The sequence below is a fragment of the Halomonas alkalicola genome (assembly GCF_030704205.1).
GTDB classification, from domain to species: Bacteria; Pseudomonadota; Gammaproteobacteria; order Pseudomonadales; family Halomonadaceae; genus Halomonas; species Halomonas alkalicola.
In genome coordinates this window covers 1,532,073-1,552,825 of sequence record NZ_CP131913.1, presented here as the reverse complement: position 1 = coordinate 1,552,825, position 20,753 = coordinate 1,532,073, and the positions used below count along the sequence as shown (strand labels likewise).

Annotated in this window: 19 protein-coding genes and 4 pseudogenes; 3 read left to right on the top strand and 20 right to left on the bottom strand. The window is 68.9% G+C overall.

Annotation, left to right across the window (positions count from 1 at the left end):
- Nucleotides 1–13 precede the first annotated feature (13 nt).
- Nucleotides 14–826 (top strand): shikimate dehydrogenase, encoded by an 813-nt coding sequence (gene aroE, locus B6N23_RS07370; RefSeq protein WP_305503292.1) that lies wholly within the window; start codon nt 14–16, stop codon nt 824–826.
- Between the two features lie 62 nt (nt 827–888).
- On the opposite strand, the gene B6N23_RS07365 is transcribed toward aroE, so the two are convergent.
- Nucleotides 889–1,146, bottom strand: a complete 258-nt coding sequence (locus B6N23_RS07365) for a hypothetical protein (RefSeq protein ID WP_305503289.1) — start codon at nt 1,144–1,146, stop codon at nt 889–891.
- A 52-nt stretch (nt 1,147–1,198) separates the two neighbouring features.
- Nucleotides 1,199–2,002 (bottom strand): annotated as a pseudogene (locus B6N23_RS07360) (M48 family metallopeptidase).
- A gap of 126 nt (nt 2,003–2,128) precedes the next feature.
- Here B6N23_RS07360 and B6N23_RS07355 point away from each other — a divergent pair.
- A complete protein-coding gene (locus tag B6N23_RS07355) occupies nt 2,129–2,995 on the top strand; it encodes an ATP-binding protein (protein ID WP_302140888.1) in 867 nt (288 codons plus the stop codon).
- A 47-nt stretch (nt 2,996–3,042) separates the two neighbouring features.
- On the opposite strand, the pseudogene B6N23_RS07350 reads toward B6N23_RS07355, so the two are convergent.
- The 18 genes and pseudogenes from B6N23_RS07350 to B6N23_RS07265 form a co-directional block, all read right to left on the bottom strand.
- A pseudogene (locus tag B6N23_RS07350) lies at nt 3,043–3,225 on the bottom strand (hypothetical protein); the annotation flags it as partial.
- A 163-nt stretch (nt 3,226–3,388) separates the two neighbouring features.
- Nucleotides 3,389–4,751, bottom strand: a pseudogene (locus B6N23_RS07345) (IS1182 family transposase).
- Nucleotides 4,748–5,266: a hypothetical protein gene (locus B6N23_RS07340; protein WP_305503286.1), complete on the bottom strand. Its 519-nt coding sequence runs from the start codon at nt 5,264–5,266 to the stop codon at nt 4,748–4,750. The pseudogene B6N23_RS07345 and the gene B6N23_RS07340 overlap by 4 nt, the downstream one beginning before the upstream one ends.
- Before the next feature lie 257 nt (nt 5,267–5,523).
- Nucleotides 5,524–6,930, bottom strand: coding sequence for a ribosome biogenesis GTPase Der (gene der, locus B6N23_RS07335; protein WP_305503283.1), 1,407 nt, complete (start codon nt 6,928–6,930; stop codon nt 5,524–5,526).
- Nucleotides 6,927–8,078, bottom strand: a complete 1,152-nt coding sequence (gene bamB, locus B6N23_RS07330) for an outer membrane protein assembly factor BamB (protein ID WP_305503280.1) — start codon at nt 8,076–8,078, stop codon at nt 6,927–6,929. The genes der and bamB overlap by 4 nt, the downstream gene beginning before the upstream one ends.
- Nucleotides 8,075–8,740 (bottom strand): YfgM family protein, encoded by a 666-nt coding sequence (locus B6N23_RS07325; RefSeq protein WP_305503278.1) that lies wholly within the window; start codon nt 8,738–8,740, stop codon nt 8,075–8,077. The genes bamB and B6N23_RS07325 overlap by 4 nt, the downstream gene beginning before the upstream one ends.
- Before the next feature lie 54 nt (nt 8,741–8,794).
- Nucleotides 8,795–10,120, bottom strand: a complete 1,326-nt coding sequence (gene hisS, locus B6N23_RS07320) for a histidine--tRNA ligase (protein WP_305503275.1) — start codon at nt 10,118–10,120, stop codon at nt 8,795–8,797.
- 40 nt (nt 10,121–10,160) lie between these two features.
- Nucleotides 10,161–11,273, bottom strand: a complete 1,113-nt coding sequence (gene ispG, locus B6N23_RS07315) for a flavodoxin-dependent (E)-4-hydroxy-3-methylbut-2-enyl-diphosphate synthase (RefSeq protein ID WP_305503273.1) — start codon at nt 11,271–11,273, stop codon at nt 10,161–10,163.
- An 8-nt stretch (nt 11,274–11,281) separates the two neighbouring features.
- Nucleotides 11,282–12,247 (bottom strand): RodZ domain-containing protein, encoded by a 966-nt coding sequence (locus B6N23_RS07310; RefSeq protein ID WP_305503271.1) that lies wholly within the window; start codon nt 12,245–12,247, stop codon nt 11,282–11,284.
- Nucleotides 12,248–12,277: 30 nt separating this feature from the next.
- Complete coding sequence (pilW, locus tag B6N23_RS07305) at nt 12,278–13,030, bottom strand: type IV pilus biogenesis/stability protein PilW (protein ID WP_305503263.1); 753 nt, start codon at nt 13,028–13,030, stop codon at nt 12,278–12,280.
- 118 nt (nt 13,031–13,148) lie between these two features.
- Nucleotides 13,149–14,276: a dual-specificity RNA methyltransferase RlmN gene (gene rlmN, locus B6N23_RS07300; protein ID WP_169957461.1), complete on the bottom strand. Its 1,128-nt coding sequence runs from the start codon at nt 14,274–14,276 to the stop codon at nt 13,149–13,151.
- A gap of 69 nt (nt 14,277–14,345) precedes the next feature.
- Nucleotides 14,346–14,771 (bottom strand): nucleoside-diphosphate kinase, encoded by a 426-nt coding sequence (gene ndk, locus B6N23_RS07295; protein ID WP_253449099.1) that lies wholly within the window; start codon nt 14,769–14,771, stop codon nt 14,346–14,348.
- A gap of 198 nt (nt 14,772–14,969) precedes the next feature.
- Nucleotides 14,970–15,296, bottom strand: coding sequence for a HesB/IscA family protein (locus tag B6N23_RS07290; protein ID WP_305503258.1), 327 nt, complete (start codon nt 15,294–15,296; stop codon nt 14,970–14,972).
- 58 nt (nt 15,297–15,354) lie between these two features.
- Complete coding sequence (locus B6N23_RS07285; RefSeq protein ID WP_305503256.1) at nt 15,355–16,512, bottom strand: IscS subfamily cysteine desulfurase; 1,158 nt, start codon at nt 16,510–16,512, stop codon at nt 15,355–15,357.
- A 34-nt stretch (nt 16,513–16,546) separates the two neighbouring features.
- Entirely contained in the window at nt 16,547–17,017 is a 471-nt protein-coding gene (gene iscR, locus B6N23_RS07280) for a Fe-S cluster assembly transcriptional regulator IscR (protein ID WP_302140909.1), read from the bottom strand.
- A 97-nt stretch (nt 17,018–17,114) separates the two neighbouring features.
- Nucleotides 17,115–17,984, bottom strand: coding sequence for a serine O-acetyltransferase (gene cysE, locus B6N23_RS07275; protein ID WP_240407647.1), 870 nt, complete (start codon nt 17,982–17,984; stop codon nt 17,115–17,117).
- A gap of 115 nt (nt 17,985–18,099) precedes the next feature.
- A complete protein-coding gene (trmJ, locus tag B6N23_RS07270) occupies nt 18,100–18,843 on the bottom strand; it encodes a tRNA (cytosine(32)/uridine(32)-2'-O)-methyltransferase TrmJ (protein WP_305503251.1) in 744 nt (247 codons plus the stop codon).
- Nucleotides 18,844–18,912: 69 nt separating this feature from the next.
- Nucleotides 18,913–19,616: pseudogene (locus tag B6N23_RS07265) on the bottom strand (IS5 family transposase).
- Between the two features lie 265 nt (nt 19,617–19,881).
- Between B6N23_RS07265 and B6N23_RS07260 the strand changes: the two are divergent.
- On the top strand, nt 19,882–20,676 hold the full coding sequence (locus B6N23_RS07260) for an inositol monophosphatase family protein (RefSeq protein ID WP_119022052.1): 795 nt from the start codon (nt 19,882–19,884) through the stop codon (nt 20,674–20,676).
- The last annotated feature ends 77 nt before the right edge of the window (nt 20,677–20,753 follow it).

Sequence of the window (20,753 nt, the reverse complement as noted above, 5' to 3'; positions counted from 1 at the left end):
TCAAGGAGTGACCATGACCGACCGCTACTGCGTCTTCGGCCACCCGGTGGCCCATTCGAAGTCGCCGGCCATCCACGCTGCCTTCGCCGCCCAGACCGGCCAGGCCATGGAGTACACCGCCATCGAGGCGCCCCTGGACGACTTCGCCGGTGCCTGGCGGCGCTTCACCGCCGAGGGCGGGCGCGGCGCCAACGTCACCGTGCCCTTCAAGGAAGAGGCCTTCCGCCTCTGCGACACCCTGAGCCAGCGCGCCCGGCGCGCCGGGGCGGTGAACACCCTGGTGCTGGGAAAGAACGGCCTGACCTATGGAGATACCACCGACGGGGTAGGGCTGGTGCGCGACCTCGTGCGCCACGGCGTGACCCTGGCCGGCGCCCGCATCCTGGTGCTGGGCGCCGGCGGCGCGGTGCGCGGGGTGCTGGAGCCGCTGCTGGCCGAGAGGCCGGCGAGCCTGGTCGTGGCCAACCGCACGGCGGCCAAGGCCCGCGCCCTGGCCGCCGACTTCCGCGAGCTGGGCACGATCACGGGCGGCGGCTTCGATGCCGTGGCCGGTCCCTTCGATGTGGTGATCAACGGCACCAGCGCGAGCCTAGCCGGGGACCTGCCGCCGCTGCCTGACGACCTCTTTTCAGAGGGTGCTACCGCCTACGACATGATGTACGGCGCCGAGCCCACGGTGTTCCTGCGCTGGGCCGAGGCCCGCGGCGCCCGGCCCGTCGACGGCCTCGGCATGCTGGTGGAGCAGGCGGCGGAGTCCTTCTACCAGTGGCGCGGCAGGCACCCCGACACTGCCCCGGTGCTGGAGACACTCAGGGCGTCGCTATAGTCTCGGCGTCGCCCTCAGCGTCTCTTTACGTAGAGCCCTCAGCGTCCTTTAACGTAGAGCCCTCAGCGTCTCTTTACGTATAGCCCCACCATGCACAGCCCCATGCCGATCACCAACAGCAGCATGCCGCCGTTGACCAGCCACGGGTAGCGCTGCAGCCAGGAGACGAAGGGCTGAGGCGTGTCGCGGCACACCCCCTCCAGGTAGTCCCAGTAGCCGCCGGCGTAGGTGCACTCGCGCACGTCCGACAGTTCCCAGAAGTAGACCCCCATCAGCAGCAGGATGGGGGCAATCAACAGCAGCAGTCCAAGTCTCAGCATTCGCTTTCCAACAAGCCGTAGGGTTTCGAGCGCAGCAACGAATCAGTGTTGCCTAGGGGCGCGGGCAGTTCGGCGTGCGTCCCGCCTGTCGCGCCTGCTCGAAGCGTGCCACCGCCTCGGGCATGTTGGCCTGCAGGCCGGCCATGCGCTGGCCCTGGCTGGGGTGGGTGGACATCCAGGCGGGGGGGCGAGCGCCGCCGGCGGCCTCCATGTTTTCCCACAGGGTGACGCTCTCGCGGGGGTCGAAGCCGGCATCCGCCATCAGGCGCAGGCCGATCACATCGGCCTCGCTCTCGTGGCGCCGGGAGAAGGGCAGCAGCACACCGTACTGGGCGCCGAGGCCCAGGGCACCCATCATCTGCTGTCCCCCCGGGCCCTGCATGCCGGAAGCCGAGGAGAGCACGGAGAGGCCGAGCTGGGTGGCGGTCTGGGTGGAGACCCGCTCGTTGGCGTGACGGGCCAGCACGTGGCCGATCTCGTGGCCGACGACCGCCGCGACCTGCTCCTGGGTCCGGGCGACGTTCAGCAGGCCCGTATTGATCCCCATGTAGCCGCCCGGCAGGGCGAAGGCGTTGGCCTGCTCCGACTCGAAGACGCGAATCTGCCAGTCCTGGGCGCGCTGCTGCTCCGCCGGCAGTGCACTGATGATGGCGTCGGCGATGCACTGGGCATAGCGCTGCTCGGCGGCGCCGGCCTGGGGCAGGTCCTGCTGCTACTGCTCGAAGGCCTGGGCGCCCATCTGGTTGAGCTGGGCATCGGAGACCAGGGTGAGCTGCTGGCGACCGGTGGGAGAGGTGGCACAGGCGGTCAGGCTGAGGCTGAGCACGCCAACGGTGAGGAAGTGGAACCAGCGCATGGGGGTCTCCTGTGACCAGTCATGTTCGTCTCAGTGCGGTATGACGCTGGACGGCGCCACAAGGTTCGCCACAAGATACCCGGAATGCCTGCAAGGTCAACCGCCCGAGACGGAGAAGGAGCCCCCATGGACACGGAGCTGACGCGCCGCCTGATCAACCTGCTGGACCACGTGGAGCACTGGTTGCCGCCGCCTCCCCAGGAGGTGGACTGGACCCGTGATGTGGCGGCCCTGTGGCAGCGCCACAGCCTGGGCGGCCGGCTGCTGCCGGTGCCGCCGCGCGATGCCCTGAGCCTCGACGACCTGCTGGGCATCGAGCGCCAGAAGCTGGCGCTGGTGGACAACACCCGCGCCTTCCTGCGGGGGCTGCCGGCCAACCATGCCCTGCTGTGGGGCTCCCGGGGCAGCGGTAAGTCGTCGCTGATCCGCGCGCTGCTCAACTCCCTGGCCGCGGACGGGCTGCGGCTGGTGCAGGTAGATCGCCACGATCTCGCCGGGCTGCCCATGCTGGTGGAGCAGCTGCGCCACCAGCCCCACCGCTTCGTGGTCTACTGCGACGACCTCTCCTTCGAGGGGCACGACGACGCCTACAAGGCGCTGAAGAGCGTGCTGGATGGCGCCCTGACCGGCCCACCGCCCAACGTGCTGCTCTATGCCACCTCCAACCGCCGCCACCTGCTGCCGGAGTCGATGAGCGACAACGAGGGCTCGCGGCTGGTGGGCGACGAGCTCCACCACGGCGACGCCGTGGAGGAGAAGATCTCGCTCTCCGATCGCTTCGGCCTGTGGCTGGGCTTCCACCCCTTCAACCAGGACATCTACCTGGAGGCCTGCTGCCACTGGGTCACCCAGCTGGGCAGCCGCGAGGACTGGAATGCCGAGGCTCGCGCCGAGGCGATCCGCTTCGCCACCCTGCGCGGCGGGCGCAGCGGCCGCGGCGCCTGGCAGTTCGCCACCCAGTGGGTGGGCCGCCGGCGCCTGCATGGGCAGTAGGGGGAGGCCTGTCGACGGGGTAGCCCCGAGTCGAGCTGATATCAGCATTACCCCCGCGGTATCAGCCTGCCATCCTCGCCCACGCCCAGGCGGATGGTGGGGGTGAGCAGGCCGGCGGGCAGGGTCATGCCCAGGCCGCGCAGGTCGCCCGGAGTGATGGCCAGTTCGCTGCCGGCGGGCAGCTCGCCCTGGCGGGCCAGCTGGCTGGCCAGCTCCACCATGGGGCCTAGCAGTCTGTCGGTTTAGAGGGCATGAAGCGTAGAAGCACCGTCCCCTCTCTGGTTTCTTCGCAGGGTAGTCGGTCATGTGGCGGGAGAGTCGCTGTTGGCCCTCCCTGCCTCGCCTTGCACCGCTCTGACCCCGGTGACGCGCTACCCGGTGAGGGATCTCCCCTCATCCGGCAGCCAGGCGGTGCATTCGCTTGATGTTCCAGGCCAGGGTGGCCAGTCGCCACTCGCCACTCGCCGCTGACCTTGTCCAGGCCACGCAGCGAGAACTGCCGGAACCCCATCACGTGCTTGATGATGCCGAAGACCGGTTCCACCGTATGCTTGCGCAGCGCATACAGGGCGCGTCCCGCCCGGGTCTTCAGGCGGTGCGCCATCTGCTCGACGGGATCCTCACTCGCCGGGGCGGGCGGATCCGCCGCGAAGCGCTCGAACACGGGGAGATGATGGACATCGCGCTTCATGGCCAGCAGCGGTTCGATGCCATGGGCCTGGCAGGCATCGACATTGGCCGCACTGAAGTAGCCCGTGTCGGCCAGCAGGCAACTGGGGCGCCCCAACGCCTCGGGGTAGCCCTGCCATGCGGTCAGTAACGGCATGACCTGCTGCTTGTCGTTGGTCGCCTGGGTGACATGCACGTGGGTGACCAGCAGGGTGTCGGTATCGACGGCCGCCTGGGCGTTGTAGCACTGATCGAAGGCCTTGCCGGTGACCGGCATGATGCGTGATTGTGGGTCGGTGAGGTTGACCTGATCCTTGTCGCGGGGGCCGCCCGTCGGTGGCTCGGGATCCCGCCCCCGAGGCGTCTTGCCGGCCTTCCGCTGCGCCTCACGGCGCGCCACCTTTTCCTGGTAGGCGGCTTGTTCGACGGCGTCTCGCTCCTCGGCCCGCGCCTCGATCTTGGCCTTGGCCTCGGCGATCGCCGCCAGGCGCTGTTCGCGACGGGCAATCTCCGCCGGGATGTCCATGCCATCGGCGGCGTCATCCCGATCCGCGGACTCGGCCCGTTGGGTCAGCGCCTTCACCTCGGCCTTGAACTGAGCCTCCAGCTTCTTGGCATGGCCGTACGACAGCGCCCTATGCTTGCTGGCGTTGGCCTTGAGCTTGGTGCCATCCAGCGCGATGGTGCCGAGCTTGAGCAGCTTCATCTCGCGGGCCAGCAAGAGCACCTGGACGAACAGTTGCTCCAGTTCGGGCAGGAAGCGCCGCCGGAAGGTGGCCAGGGTGTCGTGGTCGGGATGGGTGTTGGCGGCCAGGTAGCGGAACGCCACCGAGTCATAGGTGGCCCGCTCGATCTTGCGGCTGGAATACACCCCGGTGGCATAGCCATAGACCAGCAGACTCAGCAGCACCGCCGGGTGATGGGCCTTATGCCCCCGGCCGGCGTACCGCCGCGTCAACGCCGAGAGGTCCAGCTGCTCGACAACATCCACCACGAAGCGCGCCAGGTGGTCATCGGGCAACCACTCGTCCACGGAAGGCGGCAGAAGATAATCGGTCTGGCGGTCAACGGGGATGAAGCGGCTCATGGCGACGTTCCGGTGGTGGCGGCTGGAAGCGAGTATCTCACGACGTTATCGAAAACCCGACAGACTGCTAGCCCCTCGCGTCCGCCGGCCAGCAGGTCGAAGGCCACCGGCAGGCGCAGGTTGGCATCGTCACCCGAGGTCAGGGTCACGTCCTGCTCGTAGTTGCCGCTGACCGGGTCCACGCCCGGCATGTCCAGGCTCCAGCGGAAGCCCGACATCTCCACCGGCGGCATGCCCACCGGCAGCCCGAGGCCCATGGCCAGGGTGGCCTGCACCGGCAGGCTGCCGGCGCCGAGGCTCTGGAGCGCCAGGGACATGATGTCGCTGGTGTCGAGGCGGGCATCCACGGCGTAGGGGCCGATGCGCACCTCCTCGACGCCCAGCGAGGTCACCGCCAGGCGGAAGGCGAAGAGCCCGGTCTGCCGCAGCGCCAGGCAGCCGGCGAGCAGGGCGGAGAGGCACAGCGGGGCAAGCAGCCGCCAGCGCCGGAAACGGGCAGGAACGAGACGAAACATGGGCGGAGATGCCTCCTGTCGGAATGGGGGGTAACGATGGGCGGGGCCCGCGGCGCACTATGCTGCGCTGCAAAATCGGCGCATTAGAGGGCCGGCGGACTCGGCTGTCAAGCGGATTGTGTCAAGGGGTCGTGCCAGGCGGATTCTGCGGGATTCGGCGAGGCGCGGGAAGTGGCCGAAAAGCGACAGCGCCCGGCCGCCCCTCTGTCGTTGCAGGGGCGGGCCGGGCGCTGTCAGGCGGGCTTGGCGCGGCGGATTCAGCGGCGGCGGCTGTTGCGCGCCTCCTTGGTGCGGCCCAGTTCGCGCTTCTTGGCCTTCTCGCGGTCGCTGGCATCGGCCATGGGGTCGAAGGGGTTCTTGCCCGAGCGGAACTCGAAGCGCATCGGCGTGCCGCGCACCTTGAGCACCTTGCGGAAGGTGTTGGTCAGGTAGCGGCGGTAGGCCTCGGGCAGCGAGTCGGTCTGGTTGCCGTGGACCACGATGATCGGCGGATTGGCGCCGCCCTGGTGGGCCATGCGCAGCTTGATCCGCCGGCCATGCACCATGGGCGGCTGATGGGACTCCACCGCGTCCTGAAGGATAGTGGTCAGGCGGTTGGTGGACCAGTGGGCGTTGGCCGAGGCGAAGGCGCGCTCGATGGAGGGGTAGAGGTCGCCTACGCCGGTGCCGTGCAGCGCCGAGATGTAGTGCAGGTCGGCGTAGTCGGCGAAGCCCAGGCGGCGCTTGATCTCGGCGCGCATCTTCTCCTTGGCCTCGTGCTCCAGGCCGTCCCACTTGTTGACCACCAGCACCAGGGCGCGACCGCTGGTCAGCACGTAGTCGAGCAGGTGCAGGTCCTGCTCCACCAGGCCAGTGCGGCCATCCAGCACCATGATGGCGACATGGCACTCCTTGATCGCATCCAGGGTCTTGATGATCGAGAACTTCTCGGCGATCTCGTGGACGTTCTTGCGCCGCCGGACGCCGGCGGTATCGATCAGCACGTAGGGCTTGCCGCGGCGTTCGAAGGGGATCTCGATGGCGTCGCGGGTGGTGCCCGCCTCGTCATAGACCACCACCCGCTCCTCGCCGAGCAGGCGGTTGACCAGGGTCGACTTGCCCACGTTGGGGCGGCCGATCACGCCGATACGGATGCCCTTGGTGCCGGTATCCACCGGGATGCTCTCGTCCCGCTCGGGGAAGGGGGAGAGCACCTCGTCGATCAGTGCGGTGACGTTGCGGCCGTGGGCGGCGGCGATGGGACGCGGCTCGCCGAGCCCCAGCTCCCAGAACTCGGCCACGGCGCTCGGCTCGTCGAGGCCGTCGGTCTTGTTGACGACCAGCCAGGTCTTCTTCTGGTTGACCCGCAGGTGGTTGGCGATGGCCTGGTCGGCCACGTTGAGGCCGGCCCGGGCGTCCACCAGGAACAGCACGATGTCCGCCTCGTCGATGGCGACGAGGGACTGCTCGGCCATGGCGGCGTCGATGCCTTCCTCGTCGCCGCTGATGCCGCCGGTATCGATCACCGTATAGGCCTTGCCGCCGAGCACGCCGTTACCGTACTTGCGGTCCCGGGTCAGCCCCGGGAAGTCGGCCACGAGGGCGTCCCGGGAGCGGGTCAGGCGGTTGAACAGGGTCGACTTGCCCACGTTGGGGCGGCCGACCAGGGCGATCACGGGTGTCATTGGCGAATGTCCAGGGCCTTGAGAGTGCCGTCGTTGGCCAGCACGTGGATGCGGCGGCCCTCGGTGATGGGCCGCACGCTGATGCCGGAGCGGTCGACGCGTTCACGGCCGACGATGTCGCCGCTGCGGGCGTCGATCAGGTGCAGATAGCCTTCGAAGTCGCCGAACACCAGCTTGCCATCGGCGAAGGCCGGGGCGGTGATGCTGCGGCCTTCCAGGGCGGTATTGCGCCAGATCTCGCTGCCGTCGTTGGCGTCCAGGGCGTGGATATGGCCCGCCTCGTTGACGGCGAAGAGGAAGTCGCCGACCAGGATCGGGGTGTGGTAGCTGGAGTAGTCGATGGCCCACAGCGGCTCGCCGCGGGTGGCCTCCAGGGCGACCAGGCGGCCGTTGAAGCTGGAGACGAACAGGCGGCCGTCCGGGGTCAGCACCGGCTGGCCGGCCAGGTCCACCAGGCGGTCGATGTCGCTGCGGCCCTGGGCCACGGCGATGCGACGCTCCCACAGCGGCTGGCCGCTGCGGTTGTCCAGGGTCACCAGGCGGCCGTTGGCGAAGCCGGCGAAGGTCACCGGGTCGATCACCGTGGGGGTGCCGGTGCCGCGCAGGGTCAGCGACGGGCGACTGGCGCTGTAGCTCCAGCGCTCCTCGCCGCTGGCGCGATCCAGGGCGGTGACGCTGCCGTCGACGCTCTGCACCACCAGCAGCTGCTGGTTGGGCTGCGGGGCGGCCAGGATCTCGCTGGGCACCCGGGCGCGCCAGCGCACGCTGCCGTCGCGCTGGCTCAGGGCCAGCACCTCGCCGTTGCGGGTGCCGAGGTAGATATCGCCGGCCACGGCGGTCAGGGCGCTGGAGACCGGGACCTCGAGCTCCACCTGCCACCGGCGGTCGCCGTCGTCGGCATCGAAGGCGGCCAGGCGGCCGCCCTCATCGGCGGCGAACAGGGCGTCGCCATCCCGGGAGGGGGCGATCGGGTAGGTGGCACGCCCCAGCCCGCGGCCGACCCGCGCGCTCCAGACGCTGGCGAGTTCGGCGCGCTCCTCGAAGCTTGCCAGCTCCTTGGGGGGATACTGCGGCTCCACCTGGTTGCGAGCGCAGCCGGTGAGTACAAGCAGCCCGGCCAGGGCGGCGATCAGGAAGGTCGGTTTCATGAGTCCACCCCCTGGTGGTCAAGGCCAAGGTTGTCGAGTTTGAGCTGCACGCCGTAGAGCGGTTGGCCGCGCGCCTCGGCCAGGTCCAGCGCCTCGCGCCAGGCTTCGCCGGCGTCGCTGTCACGGCCCAAGGCGTGGTAGGCGTCGCCGCGCACCTCGGCGCGTTGGGCGGCCAGCGCCTCGGGCACCCCGGCCTCCAGGGTGGCCAGGGCCGCCTCGGCGTCGCCGTCGGCGACCTGCAGGCGGGCCAGGCGCAGGCGAGCCAGCCCCTTGATGTAGTCGCGGCTGCTGGCATCGATCACCGCCTCCAGGGCGGCGCGTGCTTCGGCGGGGATCTCCTGGGCCACCGCCAGGCGGGCATCGATCAGCCGGGCCAGGTCGGCGTAGAGGGTCTTGCCGTGGTTGTCGGTGATCTCGACGACCAGCTCGCGGGCCTCGGCGATGCTGGCGTCGTCGAGCTGGGTGCCGGCGATCAGGTTGATCAGGTGCTGGTAGCGGGCCGAGGCGGCGCTGGCCTGATTCTCCTGGTAGTTCTGCCAGGCGTTCCAGCCCAGGACGCCGGCGGCGGCGATGGCCACCCCGGCGATCAGCGAGATGCCGTTCTCCTTCCACCAGCGCTTCAGCGCCTCGACCTGCTCTTCTTCGGTTCTCAGCTCCGCCACGGGCGGTCTCCTTCTGTTCGGCTGGGCGCCGGCGCAGAGCCGGCGCCGGAATGATCAGGTGTCCCGGGAGGTCAGCAGGCCGCTCAGCACCTCGACCAGCGCCTCCTGGCGCAGGCTCTGCTGCTCGCGCTCCTCGCGCAGGAACTTCAGGGTGACGGTGCCCTGGGCCAGCTCGTCCTCGCCCAGCAGCAGCGCCAGGCGGGCGCCGCTCCTGTCGGCCTTCTTGATGCGGCTCTTGAAGCTGCCGCCGCCGCAGTGCAGCTGGGCGCGCAGGCCGGGCAGCTCGCCGCGCAGCCGTTCGCCCAGCAGCAGGGCGGCGGCGGTGGCGCTGTCATCCATGGGCAGCAGGTAGAGGTCGAGTTCGCCGAGGGCGGACTCGGGCACCAGCGCCAGGGTCTCGAGCAGCAGCACCAGGCGCTCGATGCCCATGGCGAAGCCCACCGCCGGCGTCGGCTTGCCGCCGAGCTGCTCCACCAGGCCGTCGTAGCGGCCGCCGGCACACACGGTGCCCTGGCTGCCGAGCGCGGTGGTGGTCCACTCGAACACGGTGCGACCGTAGTAGTCCAGGCCGCGCACCAGCCGCGGGTTGATCACGTAGGCGATGCCGGCGGGGTCGAGCATGGCGCAGAGCGCCTCGAAGTGGGCGCGGGAGTCGTCGTCCAGGTGGTCGATCAGCTTCGGCGCGTCGGCCAGCATCTCGGCCATCTCGGGATTCTTGGAATCCAGGATGCGCAGCGGGTTGCTGCCCAAGCGGCGCCGGGAGTCCTCGTCGAGCTGCTCATGGTGCCGTTCGAAGTAGGCCACCAGGGTGTCGCGGTAGGCGGCACGCGCCTCGGAGGAGCCCAGGGAGTTGAGCTCCAGGGTGACGTGCTCCGCAAGGCCCAGTTCGCGCCACAGGCGCGCCGAGAGCAGGATCACCTCGGCATCGATGTCCGGCCCCTCCAGGCCGAAGGCTTCCACGCCCACCTGGTGGAACTGGCGGTAGCGGCCCTTCTGGGGGCGCTCGTGGCGGAACATCGGGCCCTGGTACCAGAGCCGCTGGGTCTGGTTGTGCAGCAGGCCATGCTCCATGGCGGCACGCACGCAGCTCGCCGTGCCCTCGGGACGCAGGGTCAGGCTGTCACCGTTGCGGTCGTCGAAGGTGTACATCTCCTTCTCGACGATGTCGGTGACCTCGCCGATGGAGCGCTTGAACAGGGCGGTCTGCTCGACGATGGGGGTGCGGATCTCGGCGTAGCCGTAGCGGGCCAGCAGTGCCTGCACCTTGCCCTCGAAGTACTGCCACAGGGGGGACTGCTCGGGCAGCAGGTCGTTCATGCCGCGGATGGCCTGGATCTTCTTCTTGCTTGGCTCTTTTTGACTTGCCTGGGACTTGCTCAACGCTTGCTCCTTGATGGGTCGCCGCTGCGATCTCTGCGATTCAGCCGCGGGCGATCATGTCCTTCTCGGCCTGCTCCTTCTCGCGCACCTTGTCGCGGATCAGCCGCTCGAGGTCGTCGACCAGGTGGTCGTTGCGCAGCTTGGAGGCCGGCTTGCCGTCGATGTAGACGAGGTTGGCCGGCGACCCGCCGGTGAGGCCGATGTCGCTTTCCTTGGCCTCGCCCGGGCCGTTGACCACGCAGCCGATCACCGAGACGTCCAGCGGCGTCCTGACGTCCTCGAGGCGCTCCTCCAGGGCGTTCATGGTGCCGATGACGTCGAAGTTCTGGCGCGAGCAGCTGGGGCAGGCGATGAAATTGATGCCCTTGGCGCGCAGGCGCAGGCTCTTGAGCATGTCGAAGCCGACCTTGATCTCCTCCACCGGGTCGGCGGCCAGCGACACCCGGATGGTGTCGCCGATGCCGTCCATCAGCAAAAGGCCGAGGCCAATGGAGGACTTGACGGTGCCCGAGCGCAGCCCGCCCGCCTCGGTGATGCCTAGGTGCAGCGGCTGCTCGATCAGGCCGGCCAGCTTGCGGTAGGCGGCCACCGCCATGAACACATCGGAGGCCTTGACGCTGACCTTGTACTCCTGAAAGTCGAGGCGGTCGAGGTGGTCGATATGGCGCATGGCGGACTCGACCAGCGCATCCGGGGTGGGCTCGCCGTACTTCTTCTGCAGATCCTTCTCGAGCGAACCGGCGTTGACGCCGATGCGGATCGGGATGCCGTTGTCCCGGGCGGCGCTGACCACGGCGCGCACGCGCTCCTCGCGACCGATATTGCCGGGGTTGATGCGCAGGCAGTCGACGCCGAGCTCGGCCACGCGCAGGGCGATCTTGTAGTCGAAGTGGATGTCGGCCACCAGGGGCACCGCCACCTCACGCTTGATCTTGCCGAAGGCCTCGGCGGCGTCCATGTCGGGCACCGAGACGCGCACGATGTCGGCGCCTGCCTCCTCGAGGCGGCGGATCTGCGCCACGGTGGCGGCCACGTCCAGGGTGTTGGTGTTGGTCATGCTCTGCACGGAGATGGGGGCATCACCCCCGACCGGCACATTACCGACGTGGATCTGGCGTGACTTGCGACGAACGATGGGGGATGGGGCGTGCATGGTGACGGTCAATCTCCCAGGGTGAAACGAGCGACGTTGTTGGCGCCGGCGCGGGCCGTGAGGTCCACGGCTTCGCCTGCCCAGATCAGCTCGACGCCGGTGGCGTTGCCCACGGTCAGGCGGAAGGGCGGTTCGCCTTCGACGCTCGCCGTGGTGCCGGGTTCCTGCAGGCCGACGAAGATGCGCTGGTTGTTGGCATCGAAGATCTCGGTCCAGGACTGCTCGTTGAAGGTCAGCTCCAGCTGGCGCGGGTCGGCGGCGCTGGCTTCCTCCTCCACGGGGGCGTCATCGATGGCGGCCTCGTCGACCATCTCGGGCTCGGCATCGGCCAGCGCCAGGGCGCTGTCGGCGTCGACCTCGACAGGGGCCTCGGCGATGGCGTCGGGGTCTTCCACCAGGCCCAGGCCCTCACCCTCTTCGGGCAGCGGCGGGAGGCTCTCGGTGGCCGGGGCCTCGGTCACCGCGGGGGGCTCGGGCTCGGCGATGGTGGTGGTGGTGCCGTCCAGGCCGTCCACGGCCACCGGGCTGCTGTCGCCGATGCCGGGGGGCTCATTGCCGCCGCGGCTTTGCCACCACATCAGGGTCAGGCCGAGCAGGCCGGCGATCACCAGCAGGGTGACCAGCCGGAACAGCCAGGCACCGATGTGGGAGGGAGGGCGCGTCACCTGAACCGGGGCGATGCGGCGCTCGGCCTCCTCGCTACCGAAGCGGGCGCGATAGGCCGAGAGCACCGGCGTCTCGTCGATACCCAGCAGATGGGCGTAGGCACGCAGATAGCCCCGCCGATAGGTGGGGATCGGCACCTCCTCGTAGCTGTCCTCTTCCAGCCCGCGAATCACCGCCGGGCGCAGGTTGAGCGCACCGGCCACCTCGGTGACCGTGAGGCCCTGGGACTCACGCTCCTGCCTGAGCTGTTCGCCCGGCGAGGCCGAGAGGGCGGTATCCGCGGAGTCCGGTGTCTGGGTGTCGCTCATGGCTGAGCATCCTTCGTCTAGAGTCTTGGGTCAGGGCGTGCCGGAGCGGCCGTCCAGTTGTTCGGAATAGAAGGCCGCCGAGGCCCGGTCGCCGCGGGCCTCGGCGATCTGACGCGCCAGGCGCAGCGCCTCGGGGTTCGGGCCTGCCAGGCGAATCAGGGTGTCGATCTGCTGCTGGGCGAGCTCGTGGTTGCCGGCGGCATACTCGAGCTCGGCCCGGGTGAAATAGCTGCGCGGATTGCGCGGGTCGATGCTCTGGGCGCGCTTGAGGCTCTGTCGGGCCGCCTCGAGGTCGCCCAGCTCGCGCTGGCACTGCCCCAGGTTGGCGAAGAGCTGAGCCCGGGCCGGGTACTGGGCGTCGTTCGAGGCCAGCTCGAGCTGTTCGCAGGCCTCGCGGATGCGGCCCTGGTCATAGAGGAAGGCCGCATAGTTGTTGCGCCCCCGGGTGAAGTCGCGATTCGCCGAGAGCGCACGACGGAAGGTCTCATCGGCCAGCTGACGCTCGCCCTGGCGCTGGTAGACCATGGCCATGGCCTGCAGCGCCTCCGGGTCGTTGGGGGCGATGGCCAGGGCGCGGTCCAGGGCGCCCATGGCGCGCTGCAGGTTGTCGCGCTCCAGATAGGCCACGCCCAGCTGGGTGTGGGCATCGGCGGGACTGGTATCACGCTCGCTGCCGGCCAGCCCCTGGGTCTGGGTGGCACAGCCGGCAAGCCACAGGGTGCCCAGCAGCAGGGCCAGGGTGGGTAGCCGTGAGGTTCCTGGCAGGCGAGTGCGGCGCGTCATGGTGTTCTCCCCAGGGTCGACACGAGGCCTCCGGCGGCTGGCCGCGGGCAGGCGGGGGCGATCAAAAGCCTGACCATCAAAGCGTTGTGACCAGTTGAAGTCAAGGCGGCCTGCCCGCTCAGTCGGCGTCGATCTGGATCGACTGGATATAGCGCTCGTGGCGCTTGGTACGATCCTTGACCCGTCCCACCAGCTGGCCGCAGGCGGCGTCGATGTCGTCGCCGCGGGTAGTGCGGATCGGTGCGGTGTAGCCCAGTTCGTAGAGCCACTGCTGGAAGCGCACGACCTGGTTGCGCGAGGGCTTCTCGTAGCCGGAGTGGGGGAAGGGGTTGAAGGGGATCAGGTTGATCTTGCAGGGCAGCTCGCGCAGCAGTTCGGCAAGCTCCTGGGCATGCTGCTGCTGGTCGTTGACGTCCTTGATCACCGTGTACTCGACGGTGACCATGCGGGTGTCGTCGCACTTGGCCAGGTAGCGGTGGCAGGCGTCCAGCAGGGCACGAATGTTGTACTTGCGGTTGAGCGGTACCAGCTCGCTGCGCAGCTCGTCGTTGGCGGCGTGCAGCGAGATGGCCAGGCTCACGTCGAGCTCGTCGCCGAGCCTGTCGAGCATCGGCACCACCCCGGAGGTGGAGAGGGTGACGCGGCGCTTGGAGAGGCCGTAGCCGTTGTCGTCGAGCATCAGCTTCATGGCCGGCACGACGTTATCGTAATTCAGCAGCGGTTCGCCCATGCCCATCATCACCACGTTGGTGACCGGGCGGTTGGCGGTGTCCTTGCGCGGGCCCACGCTGCGCTGGGCGACCCACACCTGGCCGATGATCTCGGCGGCGGTGAGGTTGCGCTGGAAGCCCTGCTTGCCGGTGGAGCAGAAGCTGCAGTCCAGCGAGCAGCCCACCTGGGAGGAGACGCACAGGGTGCGGCGCTTGCCGTTGTCGGCGGGAATCAGCACCGTCTCGACGTAGCTGCCATCCTCGACCTCCAGCACCCACTTGCGGGTGCCGTCGCTGGAGGTGCCCTCGTAGACCACGCCGGGGCCGCGGATCTCGGCGACGTCGGCGAGCTTGGCGCGCAGCGCCTTGGAGAGGTTCGTCATGGCCGCGAAGTCGTCACAGCCCTCGTGGTGAATCCACTTCATCACCTGGGCGGCACGGAACTTCTTCTCACCGATGGAGAGGAAGAAGGCTTCCATCTCCTCGCGAGACATGCCGAGCAGGTTGGTCTTCTGGGGTGCGGTATCAGCGGTCATGGCGGTCAGCGGGTCGGGAAAGGGAGAAGCAGGGGAGGCGGGGGCAGGGCCCCCCCCCGGGAGACGCGATCAGCGCGGGCAGATCTCGTCGGCGCCGAAGAAGTAGGCGATCTCGCGCTCGGCGGACTCGGGGGAGTCGGAGCCATGCACGGCGTTGGCGTCGATGGTCTCGGCGAAGTCGGCGCGGATGGTGCCCGGCGCGGCTTCCTTGGGGTTGGTGGCGCCCATCAGCTCACGGTTCTTGGCGATGGCGTCCTCGCCCTCGAGCACCTGGACCACCACCGGGCCGGAGGTCATGAAGCCGACCAGATCCTTGAAGAAGGGGCGCTCCTTGTGCTCGGCGTAGAAGCCGCCGGCCTTGTCGTCGTCCAGGTGCAGCATCTTGGCGGCGACGACCTGGAGGCCGGCCTTCTCGAAGCGGGCGATGATCTCGCCGATGGCGTTCTTGGCAACGGCGTCGGGCTTGATGATGGACAGGGTGCGCTGGGTAGCCATGGTCATGTCTCCAGTAGGGGATGGGGGGGGGAGGAATAGCGCCGCGCCGCCCGTGGGCTCCCGGATCGGAGCGTGGGCGGCGCGGTGAATCTGATGAAGCTCGGCGGCTGACGCCGATTGGGCGCGGATTATACCGCCCCGGGGCGGCGTTGAACAATCGTCGCTGATTGCGGGGCGCCGACCCGGCGCCCTTGTGCTTTAGACCGTGAAGCTCTCGCCGCAGCCGCACTGGTCCTTGACGTTGGGGTTGTTGAAGCGGAAGAAGCGGTTGAGCCCCTCGTTGACGTAGTCCACCTCGCTGCCGTCGAGCATCTCCAGCGCCTCCGGGGCGACGAAGACCCGGACGCCGTGCTCCTCGAAGCAGGTATCGTCGTCGGCGGCCTGGTCGGCGAAGTCGAGCACGTAGCTGTAGCCGGAGCAGCCGCTGGGCTTGACCGAGACGCGCAGGCCGAGGCCCTCGCCGCGCTCGGCGAGCACCCGGCGGATCTGGTCGGCGGCGGCGTGGGTGATGGTCAAATGCGCCATGGGTCTCTCCTGGGTTCGGTGGAATGGCCGTGAGTCGTTGGATGGGCCTGGGGCGGTGCTAGATCGCCTGGCGACGCAGCCCGGTCAGGGCGTGGCGCAGCGCGGAAAGCGCCGTGTCGATGTCGGCCTCGGTAGTGAAGCGCCCGAAGCTGAAGCGCAGCGAGGCCAGCGCCAGCGCCCGCGGCAGGCCGATGGCCTTCAGTACATAGGACGGCTCCACGCTCGCCGAGTTGCAGGCGGAGCCGGTGGAGAGGGCCACGTCGCGCAGCGCCATCAGCAGCGACTCGCCGTCGACGCCCTCGAAGGCCAGGTTGAGTATGTTGGGCACCGCCACCTCCACCGCGGTATTGCGGTGGATGCCGTCGAGATCCGCCAGGCCCGCCAGCAGGCGGTCGCGCAGGGCGGTGATGCGCGCCTGGTCGTCCTCGCCCTCGGCGCCGGCCAGGGCGAAGGCCTCGCCCATGCCGACGATCTGGTGGGTGGCCAGGGTGCCGGAGCGCATGCCGCGCTCGTGGCCGCCGCCGTGGATCAGCGCCTCCAGGCGGATGTCCGGGTCGCGCCTGACGTAGAGGGCGCCGATGCCCTTGGGGCCGTAGGCCTTGTGGCCGGAGAGCGACATCAGGTCGATGCCGAGTCGCCCGACGTTGAGGTCCAGGCGCCCCACCGCCTGGGCGGCATCCACGTGGAAGAGCGCGCCGCCGGCGTGGGCCACCTCGGCAAGCGCCGCCAGGTCGTGGATCACGCCCAGCTCGTTGTTCACCGCCATCAGCGACACCAGCACGGTGTCCTCACGCATCGCCTCGCGCAGCTGCTCGGGCGTGACGCGGCCGTCGCGCCCCGGGGGGAGCCAGGTCACCTCGAAGCCCTCGCTCTCGAGGGCGTGGGCGGTATCCACCACCGCCTTGTGCTCGACCACGGAAGTCACCAGGTGGCGGCCGCGGTGGCGGTTGGCCCGCAGGTAGCCGATCAGCGCCAGGTTGTCGGCCTCGGTGGCGCCGCTGGTCCAGACGATCTCGCGGGGGTCGGCGCCGATCAGGTCGGCCACCTGGCGGCGGGCGTTCTCCACCGCCTGCTCCGCCTGCCAGCCCAGCATATGGCTGCGCGAGGCGGGATTGGCGAAGATGCCATCGAGGGTCAGGTGGCGGCTCATCAGCTCGGCGACACGGGGGTCGACGGGCGTGGTGGCGGCATAGTCGAGATAGACGGGTGTGGTCATGGACTCGGGTATCGTGTCGCTCGGTGGGGCGCCTTCAGGGCGCCGAGGCGAAAACGTCGCCGCCGTCCAGGCGCTCGCGCTGGCGGTCGGCGATCTGCTGGACCTCCTGGCGGGCCGCGAGCTGCCCCAGGGTGATGCCTTCCAGGAAGCCGTGAATCTGCTCGGAGAGCTCGCACCAAAGGTGGTGGGTCAGGCAGGTGTCGCCCTGCTGGCAGTCGGAGAGCCCGCCGCAGCGGGTGGCATCCACCGACTCGTCCACCGCGTCGATCACCCGGGCCACCGAGATGGTCTCCGGCGCCCTGGCCAGCAGGTAGCCGCCGCCGGGGCCGCGCACGCTGGCCACCAGCTCGGCCCGGCGCAGCCGTGCGAACAGCTGCTCCAGGTAGGAGAGCGAGATCTCCTGGCGCTTCGAGATGTCGGCCAGGCTGATCGGCCCCGCCTGGGCGTGCATGGCCAGGTCGAGCATGGCGGTAACGGCGTAGCGTCCCTTGGTGGTCAGGCGCATGGCGGCCTCAGCGCCGAACGGGTCGGCGGTCGGTGAACGGGCGCTCCGCTGCGGAGCGTGGTCAAGCAAGCATTATGGTAAAGACCGAGTGCTATGGTCAACCATTGGTGCCGCGGCCGTCGTCGCCCTTGGTGGTCGCCGGTGCTTCCCTGGCGGCCGGCGCCTTCTCGGGCATGGCGCAGGCGTCGGCATCGTCGAGGATGTCGGCGAAGTCCTCGTCGCGCAGCTCCGGCAGGCGGCCGTCGCGATAGCTGGCATCCACCTTGCGCAGGGTCTGGCACATGCGCTCGATGCGCTCGTCCACCGCGTGCATGTGATCGAGCATCGCCTGGATCGAGCGCGCCACCGGGTCCGGCATGTCCTCGCTGATGCCGTAGGCGTCGAAGCCGAACTTGCGGCGCATCGCCTCGCGGCGTTCGGGGTCCACTTCCAGCACCTCGGCGGCGTCGGGCTCGGTGCGCTTGACGATCTTGCCGGGGATGCCCACCACGGTGGCGCCGGCGGGCACCTCCTTGGTGACCACGGCGTTGGAGCCGATCTTGGCGCCGGCGCCCACGGTGAAGGGACCGAGAATCTTGGCCCCGGCCCCGACGATCACGCCATCGGCGAGGGTCGGGTGGCGCTTGCCCTTGTTCCAGCTGGTGCCGCCCAGGGTCACGCCCTGATAGAGGGTGACGTCGTCACCCACCTCGGCGGTCTCGCCGATCACCACGCCCATGCCGTGATCGATAAAGAAGCGCCGGCCGATCCTGGCGCCCGGATGGATCTCGATGCCGGTGAGCCAGCGCGAGAAGGTGGAGAGGCTGCGCGCCAGCCACTTGAGGTTCTTCCGCCACAGCCAGTGGCTGAGGCGGTGGATCAGCAGGGCGTGCAGGCCCGGGTAGTTGGTCAGCACTTCCAGGAAGTTGCGCGCCGCCGGGTCGCGGTCGAAAACGCTGTTGATGTCCTCACGCAGACGTTGAAACATGCAGCGGTCCTTGGGGTGGGGGGCAGGGCGGCATCCGCCGCGGGCAATGGTCTCAGTGTGGGGGCGCGGTAGGCCTCCTTCAAGGCACGGCCTCGGGCGTCATCCTGGAATCGCCTCAGGTATCGTCCCGGGGCGGGGCCAGCTTCTCGGTATCGGAGAGGATGCCGCGCAGGATGTTGAGCTCCATGCGCTCGGGGCGTGCCCGCAGGGTGAAGCGGCGCAGGCGGGCCATCAGCTGGCGCGGCATGGCCGGGTCATGGAAGCCGATGGCGATCAGGGTGCGCTCCAGGTGGGCGAAGTAGTGCTCCAGCTCCTCGTGGGTGGCCAGCGCCTGGCCGGGCTCCTCGGCGGGAGCCTCTTCGCCAGCCAGCCAGGCCAGGCGGCACTCGTAGGCGAGCACCTGCACGGCGGCGGCCAGGTTCAGCGAACTGAAGTCGGGGTTGGTGGGGATGTGCACGTGGGCGTGGCAGCGCTGCAGCTCGGCGTTGGTCAGGCCGCTGTCCTCGCGGCCGAAGACCAGGGCGACCCGGGCGCCGTCGCCAGCCAGCTCCGCCGGCAGTCGGCCGCCCAGCTCGCGCGGGGTGATCATCGGCCAGGGCAGGGTGCGCGAACGGGCGCTCGCCCCCACCACCAGGGTGCAGTCGGCGACCGCCTGCTCCAGGGTCTCGACCACCCGGGCGCCGTTGACCAGGTGGTCGGCGCCGGAGGCCCGCGATACGCTGTCGGCGGTGACCGGCTCGCAGCGCGGCGCCACCAGGGCCAGGTCGGCCAGCCCCATGTTGTGCATGGCGCGGGCGACGCCGCCGATGTTGCCGGGGTGGCTGGTGCCGATCAGGACGATACGGATACGGTCGAGCATGAAGGTTCCCTGGGGCGAAATGAATCGGGCCGATGAATCTGGGCGACAGAGTCTAGGGAGCGTTAACAATTAGGCCAGCCATATGACGGCGGATACAAGGTTGAGTAGCGACTGGTAGTTTCTCGCCAGTCGCTCATAGCGTGTTGCCAGCCGCCTGAACTGCTTGATTTTCTGGAAGAACCTTTCTACCAGGTTGCGATCCTTGTAACAGTGCCAATCTATCTCGGGGCATTCCAAGCGATTCTTTCTCGGCGGAATCACCGGCTCGGCGCCCACCGCTCGAATGATGTCCCTCAAAGCGGTGGAATCATACCCCTTGTCGCCAAGCACCGCCGCTGGAGAAAAGCCCGCCAGTAACGCTGGGGCGGCTCCGTACTCAGACGCTTGGCCCGGTGTGAGGATTAGCCGTACCGGGTTGCCGAGGGCATCGACCGCCGCGTGGATCTTGGTGCTCAATCCCCCACGCGATTTCCCCATGGCTTCGGTGCTCTGAGCCGTTTTTTTGCCGCCCCATGCTGATGAACTTTGACGATACTGCCATCTATCATCAGCTGCTCCATGTCGGGATCATCGGCTAATGTGTCGATAACCTGCTGCCAGACCCCCTTCTTAGACCACCGGTTATAGCGCATGTAGACAGTGTGCCAGCGACCGAAGGCGTCGGGCAGATCACGCCAGGGAGCGCCTGTCCGGGCGATCCACAGGACGGCTTCCACGAACAAGCGATTGTCCTTGGCCGTCACCCCGCGATCTGAAGCTTTGCCGGGGAGCATGTGCTCGATGCGCTCCCATTGGTCATCACGTAGCATTAGCCGAGGCATAGATCACCGAAAAATGCTGATATTCTAAATCAGCCCGATCTCCATCAGCAATTGTTAACGCACCCTAGCATGTTGCAACGCCTCTGCCGCCGGGCCGGTCGCGCGCCGGCGTGGCGCAATCGGGCCGCGTCTGCTAGGATTCGCGCCGACCGTTCCAGCCGAACGCTTTCACGAACCTCCCCGTTCTTTAACACCACCGACTCCCCAAGGCCCGATCATGCATCCGATGGTCCAATATGCGCTGCGCGCCGCGCGCAGCGCCGGCGAACAGTTCCTGCGCATTCGCGAGCGTATCGAGAATGCCCACGAAGAGAGCAACCTCGACCGCCTGCTCGAGGACGCCGCCCGCAACGCCGAGTCGCTGATCGTGAATCAGCTCTCCCGCGGCTACCCCCAGCACGGCGTCGTCGGCCGCTTCACGCCCCACCGTGCCGGTGAGGGTGAGGGCAGCGACACCCTGTGGAAGATCGAACCCTTCCACGGCTACTCCAACCTCGGCGTGGCCGCCTCCGGCTTTGCGCTGTCGGTGGTCTGCCTGATCAAGGGCCGCCCGGAGCATGCGGTGGTGATCTGCCCCTTCAGTGATGACGAGTACCTGGCCAGTCGCGGCCGCGGTGCCCAGCACAACGGCAAGCGCATCCGCGTGCCCAAGACCCACGCCGTGGGCGGCGCCCGCATCGCCATGGGGCTGCCGGAGACCTGGCTGCGCCCGCGCAACCTGCCGGCCTACCTGACCCTGGTCCAGCAGCTGGGCCCGATCATCGAGGTGCAGCGCGCCTCGGGCAGTGGCCTGCTGGATCTGGCCGAGCTGGCCGCTGGCCGCGCCGATGCCGCCTTCGTGCTGGGCCTGGAGGAGCAGGACATGCACGTGGGCAGCCTGCTGCTCAAGGAGACCGGTGCCCTGATGGGGACCCCGGACGGTCAGCCCAGGGTCGAGGTGGAAGGCCAGCTGATGGCCGCGGGCCCGCGCCTCTACAAGGCCCTGGTGCAGCAGCTCAAGCCGCACTTCTAGGCCGCACGCCCGGCGTGGCGAGGCCATAACGAAAACCCCCGCAGGGATGCCCTGCGGGGGTTTTCTGTTTCTGCGTG